This window comes from Streptomyces sp. enrichment culture (assembly GCF_964272895.1).
Lineage (GTDB): Bacteria > Actinomycetota > Actinomycetes > Streptomycetales > Streptomycetaceae > Streptomyces.
The window spans coordinates 2,473,439-2,489,112 of sequence record NZ_OZ186832.1 but is presented as its reverse complement, the minus strand read 5'-3'; the positions used below and the strand labels follow the sequence as shown (position 1 = coordinate 2,489,112).

16 protein-coding genes are annotated in these 15,674 nt (G+C 72.1%); 11 read left to right on the top strand and 5 right to left on the bottom strand.

Going from position 1 to position 15,674, the window contains the following annotated elements; genetic code table 11:
• The first annotated feature begins 83 nt into the window (after positions 1-83).
• Together ACSU6M_RS11295 and ACSU6M_RS11290 are read left to right on the top strand one after the other, a co-directional pair.
• Complete coding sequence (locus ACSU6M_RS11295) at positions 84-908, top strand: helix-turn-helix transcriptional regulator (protein WP_437075103.1); 825 nt, start codon at positions 84-86, stop codon at positions 906-908.
• A 28-nt stretch (positions 909-936) separates the two neighbouring features.
• Positions 937-1,290, top strand: coding sequence for a cytidine deaminase (locus tag ACSU6M_RS11290; protein WP_437069228.1), 354 nt, complete (start codon positions 937-939; stop codon positions 1,288-1,290).
• Positions 1,291-1,293: 3 nt separating this feature from the next.
• Here ACSU6M_RS11290 and ACSU6M_RS11285 read toward each other — a convergent pair whose 3' ends face one another.
• A complete protein-coding gene (locus tag ACSU6M_RS11285) occupies positions 1,294-1,632 on the bottom strand; it encodes a P-II family nitrogen regulator (protein ID WP_437069227.1) in 339 nt (112 codons plus the stop codon).
• Between the two features lie 214 nt (positions 1,633-1,846).
• On the opposite strand from ACSU6M_RS11285, the gene era reads away from it, so the two are divergent.
• Positions 1,847-2,800, top strand: coding sequence for a GTPase Era (gene era / locus ACSU6M_RS11280; protein WP_437069226.1), 954 nt, complete (start codon positions 1,847-1,849; stop codon positions 2,798-2,800).
• A 35-nt stretch (positions 2,801-2,835) separates the two neighbouring features.
• On the opposite strand, the gene ACSU6M_RS11275 is transcribed toward era, so the two are convergent.
• Complete coding sequence (locus ACSU6M_RS11275; protein ID WP_437069225.1) at positions 2,836-3,537, bottom strand: SGNH/GDSL hydrolase family protein; 702 nt, start codon at positions 3,535-3,537, stop codon at positions 2,836-2,838.
• A 70-nt stretch (positions 3,538-3,607) separates the two neighbouring features.
• Between ACSU6M_RS11275 and ACSU6M_RS11270 the strand changes: the two genes are divergently transcribed.
• Positions 3,608-4,240, top strand: a complete 633-nt coding sequence (locus ACSU6M_RS11270; protein ID WP_437069223.1) for a TetR/AcrR family transcriptional regulator — start codon at positions 3,608-3,610, stop codon at positions 4,238-4,240.
• A gap of 82 nt (positions 4,241-4,322) precedes the next feature.
• Here the strand turns inward: ACSU6M_RS11270 and ACSU6M_RS11265 are convergent, their stop codons facing one another.
• The 3 genes from ACSU6M_RS11265 to ACSU6M_RS11255 are packed head-to-tail and all read right to left on the bottom strand — an operon-like array spanning position 4,323 to position 7,044.
• Positions 4,323-5,639, bottom strand: a complete 1,317-nt coding sequence (locus tag ACSU6M_RS11265) for a GH1 family beta-glucosidase (RefSeq protein ID WP_437069221.1) — start codon at positions 5,637-5,639, stop codon at positions 4,323-4,325.
• Positions 5,640-5,685: 46 nt separating this feature from the next.
• Entirely contained in the window at positions 5,686-5,952 is a 267-nt protein-coding gene (locus tag ACSU6M_RS11260) for a protealysin inhibitor emfourin (protein WP_437069219.1), read from the bottom strand.
• A 21-nt stretch (positions 5,953-5,973) separates the two neighbouring features.
• Positions 5,974-7,044, bottom strand: coding sequence for a M4 family metallopeptidase (locus ACSU6M_RS11255; protein WP_437069218.1), 1,071 nt, complete (start codon positions 7,042-7,044; stop codon positions 5,974-5,976).
• 318 nt (positions 7,045-7,362) lie between these two features.
• Here ACSU6M_RS11255 and leuA point away from each other — a divergent pair, with 318 nt between their 5' ends.
• The 7 genes from leuA (at position 7,363) to recO (ending at position 15,667) form a co-directional block, all read left to right on the top strand.
• Entirely contained in the window at positions 7,363-9,084 is a 1,722-nt protein-coding gene (gene leuA, locus ACSU6M_RS11250; protein ID WP_437069217.1) for a 2-isopropylmalate synthase, read from the top strand.
• Positions 9,085-9,345: 261 nt separating this feature from the next.
• Positions 9,346-10,044 (top strand): TerB family tellurite resistance protein, encoded by a 699-nt coding sequence (locus ACSU6M_RS11245; protein WP_437069215.1) that lies wholly within the window; start codon positions 9,346-9,348, stop codon positions 10,042-10,044.
• A 194-nt stretch (positions 10,045-10,238) separates the two neighbouring features.
• Positions 10,239-12,311: an MMPL family transporter gene (locus ACSU6M_RS11240; RefSeq protein ID WP_437069214.1), complete on the top strand. Its 2,073-nt coding sequence runs from the start codon at positions 10,239-10,241 to the stop codon at positions 12,309-12,311.
• 74 nt (positions 12,312-12,385) lie between these two features.
• Positions 12,386-13,594, top strand: a complete 1,209-nt coding sequence (locus tag ACSU6M_RS11235) for a sensor histidine kinase (RefSeq protein WP_437069212.1) — start codon at positions 12,386-12,388, stop codon at positions 13,592-13,594.
• Positions 13,591-14,256: a response regulator gene (locus ACSU6M_RS11230; RefSeq protein ID WP_437069210.1), complete on the top strand. Its 666-nt coding sequence runs from the start codon at positions 13,591-13,593 to the stop codon at positions 14,254-14,256. The genes ACSU6M_RS11235 and ACSU6M_RS11230 overlap by 4 nt, the downstream gene beginning before the upstream one ends.
• Before the next feature lie 64 nt (positions 14,257-14,320).
• Positions 14,321-14,782 carry a protein-tyrosine phosphatase family protein gene (locus tag ACSU6M_RS11225; RefSeq protein ID WP_437069208.1) on the top strand — a complete coding sequence of 154 codons (462 nt, stop codon included), beginning with the start codon at positions 14,321-14,323 and terminating at the stop codon, positions 14,780-14,782.
• A gap of 138 nt (positions 14,783-14,920) precedes the next feature.
• Entirely contained in the window at positions 14,921-15,667 is a 747-nt protein-coding gene (gene recO / locus ACSU6M_RS11220) for a DNA repair protein RecO (protein WP_196462843.1), read from the top strand.
• Positions 15,668-15,674 lie beyond the last annotated feature (7 nt).

Genomic DNA, 15,674 nt, shown 5'->3' with positions numbered 1-15,674 from the left:
CAGGCTGGACGTACGAGGGGGAGTGGCGGGTGGCCGACGACGCGCTGGACAGGCATCGGCGCAGCGAGCTGAAGAAGTTCCTGATGAGCCGTCGGGCCCGGATCTCCCCGGCCGAGGCGGGCCTCCCGGACGGCGGCGGGCGGCGCCGCACGCCGGGGCTGCGCCGCGAGGAGGTCGCGGTGCTCGCCGGGGTCGGCGCCTCCTGGTACCAGTGGCTGGAGCAGGGCCGGGACATCTCCGTCTCCCCGCAGGTCCTGGACGCCGTCGCCCGGGTGCTGCGGCTGTCCGGCGCCGAGCGCCGGCACCTGTACGTGCTCGCGGGGCTGAACCCGCCCGTGCCCGAAGTCCCCCCGGACCAGCGGGACGTGCTGTGCGACGGGCTGCGGCGGCTGATCGACACCTGGATGCCGTATCCGGCGCACATCATGGACATGTACCACAACTATGTGATGTACAACGACGCCGCGGCCGTGGTGCTCGGCCTGGGGCCGGGGGCCCCGCGGAACTGCATCGTCGACTTCTTCACCGCGCCCATGCACCGCTCCCGGCGCGAGAACTGGGAGCGCAGCGCGCGCACGGTCGTCGCCCAGTTCCGGGCCGCCTGCTCGGCCTGCCCGGACGACGAGGGCTTCCAGGAGGTGGTGGCGCGGGTGAAGGAGGCCAGCGAGGAGTTCGCCGCGCTGTGGGAGGAGCGGGACATCGAGGACGCGGGGCAGCTGCGCAGGGAGCTGGACCATCCGCTGGTCGGGCTGATGGTCCTGGAGGCCACGGCCATGAAGGTGCCGGCCCGCCCCGACCTCACGATCGTCCTGCACGCCCCGCTGGACGAGGCGAACACCGCGGCCAAACTGGAGTGGCTGGCGGGCCCCGAGGGGCGGCGCGGGGCGATGTACCCCGTGGCGGGGTGAGGCGCGGATGCCTACGTATCCTCAAGCCATGACCGACAGCAACGCGCTCGACCCCGAGGACCGCAAGATCGTCACGCTGGCCCGTTCGGCCCGCGCCCGCAACGGCGTGCCCGAGGGCGCTGCCGTCCGTGACGACACCGGCCGCACCTATGTCGCCGGGACGGTGGCGCTGGACTCGCTGCGGCTGAGCGCCCTGCAGACGGCGGTGGCGATGGCGGTGGCGTCGGGGGCGCGGTCCCTGGAGGCGGCGGCCGTGGTGACCGAGTCCGGCGGCGTCTCCGACCAGGACCGGGCCGCGGTACGGGACCTCGGCGGTGCGCGGACGCCGGTGCTGGTGGCCGGTCCGGACGGGACCGTGCACACCACCGTCACGGCCGGCTGATCCCTACAGCGCGTCCGGGCCCCGCTCGCCCGTCCGGACCCGTACGACCGTCTCCACCGGCAGCGCCCACACCTTGCCGTCGCCGATCTTGCCGGTGCGGGCGGCCTCGACGACGGCGTCCATGACGGTCTCGGCGTCGGCGTCCTCGACGACGACCTCGATGCGGACCTTGGGGACGAGGTCGATCTGGTACTCGGCGCCGCGGTAGACCTCCGTGTGGCCGCGCTGGCGGCCGTACCCGCTGGCCTCGCTGACGGTCAGGCCCTGCACGCCGAGTCCCTGGAGGGCGTTCTTCACCTCGTCGAGGCGGTACGGCTTGACGATCGCGGTGATGAGCTTCATGCCTGCGGCCTGACCTTCTGGGCGGTGGACGGGGGAGGGGGCGACCGGGGCGGCGTGGCCCTGGGACGCCGTGATCGTATGCGGTCCCCGCGTGCACCGTAAGGCCGTCACCACTGGCCACGCTGCGTTGCGGACGGGATTGCGGAGGCTCCTGGGGCGAGCCGGTGGGGGCGCGTGGTGCGGCGGGGCTTCGGGGATCAGGGAGAATGGGCGCATGAGCGTTCGCACCCAGTCATCCGAGCAGTCGGCCGAGGCAGTCCACCGGGCCGGCTTCGCCTGCTTCGTGGGCCGCCCCAACGCGGGCAAGTCCACCCTCACGAACGCTCTGGTCGGGCAGAAGGTGGCGATCACCGCCAACCAGCCGCAGACCACGCGGCACACGGTACGGGGGATCGTGCACCGGCCGGACGCCCAGCTGATCCTGGTGGACACCCCCGGCCTCCACAAGCCGCGCACCCTGCTGGGCGAGCGGCTGAACGACGTCGTACGGACCACCTGGGCCGAGGTCGACGTGATCGGCTTCTGTCTCCCGGCGAACGAGAAGATCGGTCCCGGTGACCGCTTCATCGCCAAGGAGCTGGCCGGGATCAAGAAGTCCCCGAAGGTCGCCATCGTCACCAAGACGGACCTGGTCGACTCCAAGGCCCTCGCCGAGCAGCTGATCGCCATCGACCAGCTGGGCAAGGAGCTGGGCATCGAGTGGGCGCAGATCGTGCCGGTGTCGGCGACCGCGAACAAGCAGGTCGACCTGCTGGCCGACCTGCTGATCCCGATGCTGCCCGAGGGCCCCGCGCTCTACCCCGAGGGCGACCTCACCGACGAGCCCGAGCAGGTCATGATCGCGGAGCTGATCCGCGAGGCGGCCCTGGAGGGCGTCCGCGACGAGCTGCCGCACTCGATCGCCGTCGTCGTCGAGGAGATGCTGCCGCGCGAGGACCGCCCCGCCGACAAGCCGCTCCTCGACATCCACGCCAACGTCTACATCGAACGCCCCTCCCAGAAGGGCATCATCATCGGCCCCAAGGGCAAGCGCCTGAAGGAGGTCGGCATCAAGTCGCGCAAGCAGATCGAGGCGCTGCTGGGTACGCCGGTCTTCCTGGATCTGCATGTGAAGGTCGCCAAGGACTGGCAGCGCGACCCCAAGCAGCTGCGCAAGCTCGGCTTCTAGCGGCGCGGCGCCCCTGGCTCCTGGGGCCGGGCTCCCTAGGCCGGAGACTCCGTCAGGGTCGCCAGGCGGGCGGCCAGGACCCTGGACCAGGCGCGGTAGCCGTCGGCCGACGGGTGGAAGCGGTCGGCGGCGAACCAGTCGCCGGGGTGCCGGGGCGGGCCGCCGGAGGGGAGATGGAAGACGGCGGCTCCCCTCGTGGCCGCCGTCTTCAGCTGGTGGTCCAGGACACGGACGTAGAGCGCCAGCGGTACGCGGACGCGGGCCGGCAGTGTGTCCACGGTGTCCAGGTCGGGCAGGCCCGCGAACACCACGGGCACGTCCTCCCCGAGGCGCAGCCGGATGTCGCGCACCAGGCGCTCGGCCTCCCGGCGGAACGCGCGCGGCCGGCGCAGCCGCATCGCGTCGTTGGTCCCGGCGACGACCAGCACCACGTCCGGACGCCACCGGCTCACCGGGTCCGTCAGCCCCGGCAGCATCCCGCGCCGCACCGCCGCCAGCGTGGCCCCTGCGCGCGCCGCCACCCGCCAGGACACGGCCCGGCCGGTCAGCCCCGTCAGGGCCTCGGCGATCTGCCCGGCCATCGCCTCGCGGTGGTCCGCGGCCCCCACGCCCGCGGCCACCGAGTCCCCGATCAGCGCGAGCCGCAGCGGTGGCTCCTTGCCCTCCGTCAGCCCCGTGTTCTCGCCCGCCGCCTCGGGCAGCCGTATCAGCCGTTCCCGCATGCCTTTCACGAACATGTCCGGCCCCCGTCCTCGCCATAACGCCGTCATAACGGCGTTATACCCATAACAGCGTTACGCTCGCCTCGTGTCAAGCCCCGATGTCCGCCGCCTCCTGCTCGACGAAGCCGCCCGTGTCCTCGCCGAGGAGGGGCCCGCCGCGCTCAGCGCCCGTCGGCTCGTGAAGGCCGTCGGTGCGTCCACCATGGCCGTCTACACGCACTTCGGGTCGATGGCGGGGCTGGTGCGGGAGGTCATGCGGGAGGGGTACGTGCGGTTCGACCGCCGCGCGCGGGCCGTCCCCGACGACGGGCCCGATCCCGTCGCCGAGCTGGCGGGGCTGTGCCGGGTGTATCAGGAGTTCGCCCGTGCGGAGCCCGCCGTGTATGCCGTGATGTTCGGGGGGTCCTCCCTCGCCGGGTTCGAGCTCGGTGCGGAGGACCGGCAGATGGGGGTGGGGATGCTGCGGTATCCCCGCGATGCGATTCGCCGGTGCGTTGCGGCGGGGCGGTTCGCTGCGGGCGCCGATGCGGATCTGCTGGTGCGGCAGTTGTTCGTCTCGATGCACGGGTTGGCGCAGCTGGACCGGGCGGGGTACGTCATCGGGGTGTACGGGCCGGACGATGTGCTCGCCGGGTTGTTGCGGGACTTCGCCGTGGCGGCGGGGGACGAGGCGGGGCGGGCCGAGGCGTCCGTGCGGGCGGGGCTGTCCGGGGCCTGAGCGCCGTGGGGGCTTGTCGTCGTCCGGCGGCCGCGGGTTCGGCGTGACTTGTCGCGCAGTTCCCCGTGCCCCTCAGGGGCGTTCACCGCTGCTTTCTCAAGAAGTCCCGGTACCACGCGTACGACGCCTTCGGGGTGCGTCGCTGTGTCTCGTGGTCCACGTGGACCAGGCCGAACCTCTGGGTGTAGCCCTCCGCCCATTCGAAGTTGTCCAGCAGGGACCAGACGAAGTAGCCGCGGACGTCCACACCGGCCTCGATCGCCCGGTGCAGGGCGCGGATGTGGGTGTCGAGGTAGGTGATGCGGGGCTGGTCGTCCAGGCCGTCGTAGGAGCAGCCGTTCTCGGTGATGACGATCGGGGGGAGGCGGTCGCCGTAGCGGTGGTGGAAGGCGGTGAGGAGTTCGGTCAGGGCCTGCGGCACCACCGGCCAGCCGAAGTCCGTCAGGGGGGTGTCCTCGATCCGCCGCACCGAGAAGGGGAGTTCGGCGGGCATGCGGACGCCGCCGAAGTCGATCTCCGTGCCCTGGGGGGCGCCCACCTTGGTGGGGGCGTAGTAGTTGACGCCGTACCAGTCCAGGGGTTCGCCGATCACCTTGAGGTCGGCGGTGACATCGCCCGGCATCGCGTCGGCGATGCCGTCCGGGTAGGCACCGAGGAGCACGGGGTCGGCGAAGAGGCGGTTGAGCAGGAGGTCGTAGAAGTCCGCCGCCTCCCGGTCGGCCTGCTCCTCGGACGCCGGCCAGGTCGGACCGTGGGAGTTGGCGATGCCGATGCCGCCGGCACCGGACGCGCGCAGGGCCTGGACGGCGAGGCCGTGGGCGAGGAGCTGGTGGTGGGCGACCGGAAGGGCGTCGAACAGCAGCCGCCTGCCCGGCGCGTGGACGCCGAGGGCATGGCCGAGGAGGGTGTGTTCGGCGGGTTCGTTGAGGGTGATCCAGGTGGCCACGCGGTCGCCCAGGCGGGCGGCGACCGTCGCCACGTACTCCCCGAGCCGCGCGGCCGTGTCCCGGTCCAGCCAGTCGAGGCCGGCCGGGAGGTCCCAGTGGAAGAGGGTGGGGACGGGGCGTACGCCCGCCGCGCACAGGTCGTCCACCAGGCGGTCGTAGAAGTCCAGGCCGCCGGCGCAGAGCACCCGCGGCCAGGAGACCGAGAAGCGGTACGCGTTCACGCCCAGGCCCGACAGCAGGGCCACGTCCTCGCGGTGGCGGTGGACGTGGTCGCAGGCCACCGCCGCCGTGGAGCCGTCCTTGATCCTGCCCGGCTCGGCCGTGAACGCGTCCCAGACGGACGGCCCGCGCTCGTCGGCCGCGCCCTCGATCTGGTGGGCCGAGGTGGACACGCCCCACAGGAAGCCGGCCGGGAACTGAGGCATCGCGTCGGTCGCCATACGCCGGATCATCCGTACCGGGGGTGACGGAAGTCAACGGGCGGGCGGCGAACGCCTGTTACGCGCCTTCCTTGAGCACCATGCCGATCAGCCTGCGCTGTTCGTCGGTCAGCCGGGGGTCGGCGCAGTACACCGTCCTGCCGTCCACCGTGATCTGGTAGCTGAACCCGTCGGGCACGCCGACCGGAGGCGTGCCCCGGCCGTCCGCCACCGCGCGTTCGGCCAGGGCGTGCCACTCCTGGGCGTCCGGGCGCCCCGAGGTGTCCACCTCGGCGTGCCGCTCGATGCCCGCGAAACCTCCGGTGCGCCTCACCTGAATCCGCATGGGTCCCTGTCTAGTACGGAACTACAGCGTGCGCACGCCGACCTGCTCCCATGCCTTGGTGACGGCGGTGAGTTCGTCGCCCGCGCCGTAGCGGTCGCGGGCCGCCTTGACGGTGAGCGTGGCGAAGTCGGCGAAGAGGGCGTCCTCCGTCAGTTCGCCGCCGGTCAGCACGTCGTACCAGACGCGGCCCGCGCGTTCCCAGGCGTGGCCGCCGAGGGCGGTGGCGGCGAGGTAGAAGGCGTGGTTGGGGATGCCGGAGTTGATGTGCACACCGCCGTTGTCGCGGCCGGTGTGGACGTAGTCCGCCATCGTCGCCGGCTGCGGGTCCTTGCCGAGCACGTCGTCGTCGTACGCCGTGCCCGGTGCCTTCATCGAGCGCAGCGCCTGGCCGGTGACGCGCGGGGCGAGCAGGCCCGCGCCGATCAGCCAGTCGGCCTCGGCGGCGGTCTGGCCGAGCGTCCTCTGCTTGATCAGGGAGCCGAAGACGTCCGACATCGATTCGTTGAGGGCGCCGGACTGGCCGAAGTAGGCGAGGTTGGCGGTGTACTGGGTGACGCCGTGGGCGAGTTCGTGGCCGATGACGTCGACGGCGAGGGTGAAGTCGAGGAAGATCTCGCCGTCGCCGTCGCCGAACACCATCTGCTCGCCGTTCCAGAAGGCGTTGTTGTAGTCCTCGTCGTAGTGGACCGTGGCGTTCAGCGGCAGGCCCGAGCCGTCGATGGAGTCGCGCTCGAAGGCGGTGAGGAACAGCTCGTAGGTGGCGCCGAGGCCCGCGTAGGCGCGGTTGACGGTGGCGTCCCTGCCGGGCTCGTCGCCCTCGGCGCGGACCTTCTCGCCGGGCAGGGCGGTCCGGTGCCGGGCGTCGTAGATCGTGCGGTGCGGCCTGCCGGCCTCGGCGTCCGCGGGCGGGGTGGCCGCGGGGGCGCCGATCACCGTGGTCAGGCGGCGCTGGGTGCGCTCGAAGGCGTCGCGCTGGAGGGTGCGGCGGGCGGGGCCGGCCACCGCGGGGTCCTCGGCCCGGGCGAGCTTGTCCAGGACGTGGGGCGGGACGATGGTGCAGAAGACGGGCTGAAAGCCCCCGTTCGTCGTCATGCCAGGACCATCGCACTGAGTGACAGGGTTGTCACTACGTGCAACCATGATCGGTGAAATGCGGGGCGAGCGGCCCCTCCGGAGCCGGCGAAAGTGGTATGGCGCACTTTTTGTCCGATATGGCGCCCGGGTCCCGCATACTGATACGGACCTCCGCAGCCGGAAGGGCTCGGCTAGCATGCTGCGCATCATGCGTTTCGGGCTGCTTCTTCTTAGCTGCCGCGGCGAGGGCCTGTAGTCCAGGTCGACTCCCTCCCCGCGGAGCTTCGCGTTGCGTCGTCGGCCGTCCTTCCGGACATCCTGAGGAGCCCCGCAGACATGGCGAACCGCCAGCAGCCCACCTCCATGCCGATCCACAAGTACGGCCGCTACGAGCAGGTCGACATCCCCGACCGCACCTGGCCCAACCGGCGGATCACCGCCGCGCCCCGGTGGCTGTCCACCGACCTGCGCGACGGCAACCAGGCCCTGATCGACCCCATGTCGCCCGAGCGCAAGCGCCGGATGTTCGACCAGCTGGTCAAGATGGGCTACAAGGAGATCGAGGTCGGCTTCCCCGCCTCCGGCCAGACCGACTTCGACTTCGTACGGTCGATCATCGAGGAGCCGGGCGCGATCCCGGACGACGTCACGATCTCCGTACTGACCCAGGCCCGCGAGGACCTGATCGAGCGGACCGTCGAGTCGCTGAAGGGCGCCAAGCGCGCAACCGTCCACCTGTACAACGCCACCGCGCCCGTGTTCCGGCGCGTGGTCTTCCGCGGCTCCAAGGACGACATCAAGCAGATCGCCGTCGACGGCACCCGTCTGGTGATGGAGTACGCCGAGAAGCTGCTGGGCCCGGAGACCGAGTTCGGCTACCAGTACAGCCCCGAGATCTTCACCGACACCGAGCTGGACTTCGCGCTGGAGGTCTGCGAGGCGGTCATGGACGTCTGGCAGCCCGGCCCGGACCGCGAGATCATCCTCAACCTGCCCGCCACCGTGGAGCGTTCGACGCCGTCCACGCACGCCGACCGCTTCGAGTGGATGGGGCGCAACCTCTCCCGCCGCGAGTACGTCTGCCTGTCGGTGCACCCGCACAACGACCGGGGTACGGCGGTCGCGGCGGCCGAGCTGGCGCTGATGGCCGGCGCCGACCGCGTCGAGGGCTGCCTGTTCGGCCAGGGCGAGCGCACCGGCAACGTCGACCTGGTCACCCTGGGCATGAACCTGTTCTCCCAGGGCGTCGACCCGCAGATCGACTTCTCCGACATCGACGAGATCCGCCGTACGTGGGAGTACTGCAACCAGATGGAGGTCCACCCGCGCCACCCGTACGTGGGCGACCTGGTCTACACGTCCTTCTCCGGCTCCCACCAGGACGCCATCAAGAAGGGCTTCGACGCCATGGAGGCCGAGGCGGCCGCCAAGGGCGTCAGCGTCGACGACATCGAGTGGGCGGTCCCGTACCTGCCGATCGACCCCAAGGACGTCGGCCGCTCCTACGAGGCGGTCATCCGCGTCAACTCGCAGTCCGGCAAGGGCGGTATCGCCTACGTCCTGAAGAACGACCACAAGCTGGACCTGCCGCGCCGGATGCAGATCGAGTTCTCCAGGCTGATCCAGGCCAAGACCGACGCCGAGGGCGGCGAGGTCACGCCGAAGGACATCTGGGCGGTCTTCCAGGACGAGTACCTGCCGAACCCGGACAACCCGTGGGGCCGCATCCAGCTGAAGGCCGGCCAGTCCACCACCGACAAGGACGGCGTGGACACGCTGACCGTGGAGGCCGTCGTCGACGGCGAGGAGCTCACGCTGGTCGGCACCGGCAACGGTCCGATCTCCGCCTTCTTCCACGCGCTGCAGGGCATCGGCGTCGACGCCCGGCTGCTGGACTACCAGGAGCACACGATGAGCGAGGGCGCGTCCGCGCAGGCCGCGTCCTACATCGAGTGCGCCATCGGGGACAAGGTGCTGTGGGGCATCGGGATCGACGCGAACACGACGCGCGCCTCGCTGAAGGCGGTCGTCTCCGCCGTCAACCGGGCAACCCGGTAGGGAGTGCCGCGTCGGGTCGTCGGGTTGCTGCGGCGCCGGCGTGGCTTGTCGCGCAGTTCCCCGCGCCCCTCGCACCGGCGCCGCCCCGCCCGGCGTTCCATGCCCCGCCTGCCGTGCTCCGGCGGGCGGGGCCGTCGGTTTCCGGCCATCTCCCTGTACAGGTCACGGAAAGGTCTCGTTCGGGGTGCTGACTACGGCTCCGCAATGTGGCTAACATCACGCCAGCGCGGCGATGTTGCCGCGCGGTTAGGGAGGTGCGACGTGCTGCCAGGACGGGGACGAGACGGCCGAGCCGGCAAGGCTGCGCGCATCCTGGGCACCCGCACCGCATGGACGGTGGTCGGCGACGGGCAGTTCTTCTGCCCCGGCTGCGGGGGCGACCGCAACTACCAGCGGCTCACCGGACGCCGCCGCTTCACCCTGCTGGGCGTGCCCGTCCTGCCGCGCGGCGAGACCGGGCCGGCCGTCGAGTGCGCCGCCTGCCACCGGCAGTACGGCACGGACGTCCTCGACCACCCCACCACCAGCCGCCTCTCCGCGATGCTCCGCGACGCCGTGCACACCGTCGCCCTCGCCGTGCTGGCCGCCGGCGGCGGGCCCCGCGCCCGGCTGTCCCTGACCGCCGCCGCCTGCGCCGTGCGCCGGGCCGGCTTCGACGACTGCACCGAGGACCAGCTCAACGCCCTCGTCGAGGCCCTCGCCGCCGACACCGGCCGGGTCTACGGCGCCCCCTGCGGACCCGGCCTCGCCATAGAACTGCACGAGGCCCTGGACCCGCTCGCCCCGCACCTCGCCCCCGCCGGCCGCGAGGCCATCCTGCTGCAGGGCGCCCGCATCGCCCTCGCCGACGGGCCCTACACGCCCGCCGAGCGCGAGGTGCTCGCCACGGTGGGCTCCGCCCTCACCATCACGGCCGACGACATCACCCGACTGCTGACCGCTGCGGACCTGCCCTCCTGATCCGCCCTCCCCTTCCACCGGCCGCCGGCGGATCGCCGTCCTGATCCCGCCTTTACTCCCTCAGGAGTAACGCCCGCCCCGTGCCACCCCGCGCAGTACCCCCGAACTCGCCCGCACGTGCGACGATTCGGCGCTTCCCGAGCGGGAGTCTGGACCCACGTCAGACATCCGCGCCAAAGGGAGGGGCCCGATCCATGGAGGCCGAAAAGACACGGACACAGCGGAGGGCCGTGCCATGGCTGTTGCTCGCGCTGTGGATCGGTGTGCTCGCGGTCGCCGCGCCGTTCGCCGGCAAGCTCGCCGACGTCCAGCGTGACCGCGTCACCGACTACCTGCCCGCCAACGCCGACTCCACCCAGGTGGCCGAACTCCAGGACCGGCTGCCCGGCGGCGAGACCACCCAGCTCGTCCTCGTCTACCAGCGCGACGGCGGCCTCACCCCCGCCGACCGCGCCACCGCCGACCGGCAGGTCGACCGGATCGCCGGCGAGCACAAGCTGACCGAGACCCCGCAGGGCATCCCGTCCAAGGACGGCACGACCCTCATGTACCCGGTCAACACCAACGAACCGGGTGACGACGAGGACCTGCGCAACGAGTTCGTCGACGACGTCCGTGAGGTCGCCCGCTCCGCCGACGGCCTGTCCGTCGAGGTCGGCGGTCCCGGCGCGGTCACCCGTGACTCGCAGAAGGTGTACGAGTCCCTCGACGGCCCGCTGCTCTACACCACCGTCGCCGTCGTCGCCGTCCTGCTGATCATCATCTACCGCAGCCCCATCCTGTGGCTGATCCCGCTGATGGTCGCCGGCATGGCCGACTACCTCTCCATGGGCGTCGCCTACGGCCTCAACCAAGCCTTCGACATCTCCATCTCGGGCGCGGGCACCGGCATCATGACGATCCTCGTCTTCGGCGCCGGCACCGACTACGCCCTGCTCATCGTCTCCCGCTACCGCGAGGAACTGCGCCGCATCGAGCGCCCGTACGACGCCATGAAGGCCGCCCTGCGCGGCTGCGGACCCGCCGTCATCGCCTCCTCCGGCACCGTCGGCGCCGGCCTGCTGTGCCTGCTCGCCGCCGACCTCAACTCCAACCGCGGCATGGGCCCCCTCGGCGCCGTCGGCGTGCTGTGCGCCCTGATCGCCATGCTCACCCTGCTGCCCGCGATCCTGGTCCTGGTCGGCCGCCGCGTCTTCTGGCCGATCATCCCGGCCTTCGGCAGCACCCCCAAGGAGCGCCGCTCGCTGTTCTCCGCGATGGGCAGCTCCGCCGGACGCCGCCCCGTGGCCGTCCTCGTGGCGGGTGCCGTCGCCCTCGGCGCGCTCGCTCTCGGCACCCTGAACCTGCCCGCCGACCTCAAGCAGGAGGACTCCTTCGTCGACCGGCCGGAGTCCATCTCCGCCATGCTGACGCTGGCCGACGCCTACCCCGAGAGCTCCGGCCAGCCCATCACGATCATGACCCCGGCGGACCGCGCCGACGCCACCCTCGAGGCCGTCAACACCACCGACGGTGTCGCCTCCGCCCGCCTCGGCCGGACCGGGGACGGCTGGACCGAGGTGTCGGTGACCGCCGCCGCCCCGCCGCAGTCGGACGCCGAGACCCGCACCATCAAGGATCTGCGCGAGAAGCTGGACGGCTCCTACGTCGGCGGCGCCAGCGCCCAGCAGATCGACCTGGAGAAGACCAACGCCCGTGACCAGAAGGTCGTGGTGCCGCTCGTCCTCCTCTTCGTCCTGCTCATCCTGATCGCGCTGCTGCGCTCGCTGGTCGCCCCGCTGATGCTGGTCGCCGCGGTGGTCGCGGTGTGGGGCGCCTCCCTCGGCATCGGCGGGCTGGTGTTCGAGTCGGTGTTCGGCTTCGAGGGCACCGACCCCGCCCTGGGCCTGCTGTCCTTCGTCTTCCTGGTGGCCCTCGGCGTCGACTACGGCATCTTCCTGATGCACCGCATGCGTGAGGAGTCCCTGAACGGCGCCGAACCCACCGAGGCCGCGCTCACCGCCCTGCGCACCACCGGCGGTGTCATCGCCTCCGCGGGCCTCGTCCTCGCCGCCACCTTCGCGGTCCTGATGAACATGGGCCTCGTCTCGCTCGTCGAGCTCGGCTTCGTCATCGCGATCGGTGTCCTCCTCGACACCTTCCTCGTCCGCACCTACCTGGTCACCAGCGCCAGCGTCGCGCTCGGCCGGAAGGTGTGGTGGCCGGGTCAGATGTCCAAGCCGGCAGCGGCACCCGAACCCGAGGTGCGGGAGCCGGAGCGCGTCTGACACCTTCACCCGTGTGAAACCTGTGGGCGCCCCTCCCTTGCCGGAGGGGCGCCCCTGTCACGGAGGATGAGACCGTGCCCGAAGCAGAACGCAAACCCCATGTCGGCGAGCGGATCATGGCGGTGATCAACCGCGACCCGCGCACCGCCCCGAACGCCACCCGCAACGACATCCTCCTGGCCCTCGCGAGCACCGCCTACGCCGTTGTCGTCGCCCTCACCACCGACCCGGTCCGGCGCCCGGACACCGTCGGCTGGATCCTGCTGCTGACCGCACAGGCGCTGGTCGTGTGGCGGCGGCGCCACCCGCTGCCGGTACTGGTCGGGGTGGCGGCCATGCTGCTGCTGTACCACGCCCTCGACAACAACCACACCGCCCCGCTCCCCGTCTCGGTCATCGCGGTGTACACCGTCGCCGTCACCTGCCGGCCCCTCTACACCGTCCTCGCCAGCGGCACCGGCCTGTCCCTGGCGCTGACCATCATGATGATCGTCAACAAACACCGGGCCGCCGAGGCGCTGCGCACCTCCGGCTGGGTGATCGCCGTGGTCTTCATCGGCATCGCCCTGCGGTTCTACCGGCAGTACGTCGCCGCCGTCGTCGAACGCGCCGAACGCGCCGAACGCACCCGCGAGGAGGAGGCCCGCCGCCGGGTCGCCGAGGAACGCCTGCGCATCGCCCGCGACCTGCACGACCTCCTCGCCCACAGCATCACCCTGATCGGCGTGCAGACCTCCGTGGCCGCGCACGTCCTCAACGCCGACCCCGAGCGCCTGGACCGCGAGGCCGTCGCCAAGTCCCTGGACGACATCTCCGAGACCTGCCGCACCGCCCGCGGCGAACTGCGCACCACCCTGGAGGTGCTGCGCGAGCACGGCAGCCTCGACGCCCGCGACCCGCTGCCCGACCTGCACGGACTGCAGGACCTCGCCGAGGCGGCACGGGTCTCCGGCGCCCAGGTCGATCTCACGGTCACCACCGACGAGGTACCGCCCGCCGTCGGCGCGGCCGCCTACCGGATCGTTCAGGAGGCCCTCACCAACGCCGTACGGCACGGCGGCCGGCAGAACCTCGGCATCCGGGTCGGGGTGCGCGCCGGCGAGGGCGCCCTGCGGGTCACCGTCACCGACGACGGCATCGGCACCGGCGGGGGCAAGCCGGGCTTCGGGCTCGTCGGCATGCGCGAACGGGCGCGCAGTGTCGGCGGAACGCTGGACGCCGGGCCGCTTCCCGGCAAGGGTTTCGAGGTCAGTGCCGTACTTCCCCTGGGAGGGAACCCGTGACCATCCGTGTCCTGCTCGCCGACGACCAGACGCTCGTACGGGCCGCATTCGCGATGCTCGTCGAGTCCGCCCAGGACATGGAGGTCGTCGGACAGGCCGGTACCGGCCGGGAGGCCGTCGAACTGGCCCGCAAGGAACGCGCCGATCTGGTGGTGATGGACATCCGCATGCCCGACCTCGACGGCATCGCCGCCACCCGGCTGATCGCCGCGGACGAGGACCTGGCCGGGGTGAAGGTGCTCGTCCTCACCACCTACGACACGGACGAGAACATCGTCGAGGCCCTGCGCGCCGGCGCCTCCGGCTTCCTGGTCAAGGACACGCGCCCGGCCGAACTCCTGGAGGCCATCCGCACGGTGGCCGGCGGCGAGGCCCTCCTCTCGCCCGGACCGACCTCCCGGCTCATCGCCCGCTTCCTGCGCAGCCCCACGGCGGCCCCGCCCGAGACCGGCCCCGAGTGCCTCACCGACCGTGAGCGCGAGGTGCTCACCCTCGTCGCGCGCGGCCTGAACAACACCGAGATCGGCGAGGCGCTCGGCCTCAGCCCCCTCACCGCCAAGACCCACGTCAGCCGCATCATGGGCAAGCTGGGCGCCCGGGACCGGGCCCAACTGGTCATCGTGGCGTACGAGTCGGGACTGGTCACGCCGGGAGCGATGTGACGGTCCGGACAGGCACAGGACGGCGCGGGTGGACGGCGACGGGGAGTTCACGGGAGGCGGGACGATGACGGCTGGGCTGTGGGAGGCGGAGACACCGGGCGTGCTGCGGTTGCCGTCGGGGCGGCTGGTGCGGGGGCGGGGGCTGCGGCACCCGCTGGACGCGGCGGCGCCGCTGCCCTGCTACGGCGTGTATCTGCTGGGGCGTCCGCCGGCCGAGGTGCCCTGGGAGCACCGCTGGCTGCGGTGGCCGGACTTCCGCCTGCCCGCCGACCGCCAGGAGGCCCGCGCCGTGCTCACCGAGGCGTGGGAGCGGGCCGCCACCGAACGCGTGGAGCTGGCCTGCGGCGGCGGTCGCGGCCGCACCGGCACCGCCCTGGCCTGCCTCGCCGTCCTGGACGGCGTCCCGCCCGAGGAGGCGGTGGCCTACGTCCGCGCACACTACGACCGGCACGCGGTGGAGACGCCGTGGCAGCGCCGGTACGTCCGGGGCTTCGGCGGGACGGGAGGCGACCGCCGACGGCGGTGACGGTCCGCCTCGGCGGCAGTACGGGTCCGCCTCCGGGCGCTCGCCGGTGGCCAGGCTGCGGGAGGGCGACCGCGTCACCGTGGCCGGGTGGGCCCCGAGCCGGTCCCACCCGCTCCCCGCGTACGGGAGAATGGGGCCATGAGTCTGTTCCGCGACGACGGCATCGTGCTGCGCACCCAGAAGCTGGGTGAGGCGGACCGGATCATCACGCTGCTCACACGGGGGCACGGCAGGGTGCGGGCCGTGGCGCGGGGGGTGCGGCGGACGAAGTCGAAGTTCGGGGCGCGGCTGGAGCCGTTCTCGCACGTGGACGTGCAGTTCTTCGCGCGGGGGAGCGAACTGGTCGGGCGCGGGCTGCCGCTGTGCACCCAGAGCGAGACCATCGCACCGTACGGGGGCGGGATCGTCACCGACTACGCCCGGTACACCGCCGGGACGGCCATGCTGGAGACGGCCGAGCGGTTCACCGATCACGAAGGGGAGCCGGCCGTGCAGCAGTATCTGCTGCTGGTCGGCGCGCTGCGGACGCTCGCGCGCGGGGAGCACGCCCCCCACCTGGTGCTCGACGCCTTCCTGCTGCGCTCCCTCGCCGTCAACGGCTACGCCCCCAGTTTCGGCGACTGCGCGAAGTGCGGTATGCCGGGACCCAACCGGTTCTTCTCCGTCGCCTCCGGCGGCTCCGTCTGTGTCGACTGCCGGGTGCCCGGCAGTGTCGTACCGTCGCCGCAGACCCTGGAACTGCTGGGCGCACTGCTCACGGGAGACTGGGAGACCGCGGACGCGTGCGAGCCGCGGTACGTGCGGGAGGGGAGCGGGCTGGTGTCCGCCTATCTGCACTGGCATCTGGAGCGCGGGCTGCGCTCCCTTCGGTACGTCGAGAAGTAGCAAGCGA

What these genes read in the sequence shown, in the direction of transcription:
- ACSU6M_RS11295 (WP_437075103.1), top strand. Translation starts at nt 84, where the DNA reads ATGAGCCGTCGGGCCCGGATCTCCCCGGCCGAGGCGGGCCTCCCGGAC.
- ACSU6M_RS11290 (WP_437069228.1), top strand. Translation starts at nt 937, where the DNA reads ATGACCGACAGCAACGCGCTCGACCCCGAGGACCGCAAGATCGTCACG.
- ACSU6M_RS11285 (WP_437069227.1), bottom strand. Translation starts at nt 1,632, where the DNA reads ATGAAGCTCATCACCGCGATCGTCAAGCCGTACCGCCTCGACGAGGTG.
- era (WP_437069226.1), top strand. Translation starts at nt 1,847, where the DNA reads ATGAGCGTTCGCACCCAGTCATCCGAGCAGTCGGCCGAGGCAGTCCAC.
- ACSU6M_RS11275 (WP_437069225.1), bottom strand. Translation starts at nt 3,537, where the DNA reads ATGTTCGTGAAAGGCATGCGGGAACGGCTGATACGGCTGCCCGAGGCG.
- ACSU6M_RS11265 (WP_437069221.1), bottom strand. Translation starts at nt 5,639, where the DNA reads ATGATCCGGCGTATGGCGACCGACGCGATGCCTCAGTTCCCGGCCGGC.
- ACSU6M_RS11260 (WP_437069219.1), bottom strand. Translation starts at nt 5,952, where the DNA reads ATGCGGATTCAGGTGAGGCGCACCGGAGGTTTCGCGGGCATCGAGCGG.
- ACSU6M_RS11255 (WP_437069218.1), bottom strand. Translation starts at nt 7,044, where the DNA reads ATGACGACGAACGGGGGCTTTCAGCCCGTCTTCTGCACCATCGTCCCG.
- leuA (WP_437069217.1), top strand. Translation starts at nt 7,363, where the DNA reads ATGGCGAACCGCCAGCAGCCCACCTCCATGCCGATCCACAAGTACGGC.
- ACSU6M_RS11240 (WP_437069214.1), top strand. Translation starts at nt 10,239, where the DNA reads ATGGAGGCCGAAAAGACACGGACACAGCGGAGGGCCGTGCCATGGCTG.
- ACSU6M_RS11225 (WP_437069208.1), top strand. Translation starts at nt 14,321, where the DNA reads ATGACGGCTGGGCTGTGGGAGGCGGAGACACCGGGCGTGCTGCGGTTG.
- recO (WP_196462843.1), top strand. Translation starts at nt 14,921, where the DNA reads ATGAGTCTGTTCCGCGACGACGGCATCGTGCTGCGCACCCAGAAGCTG.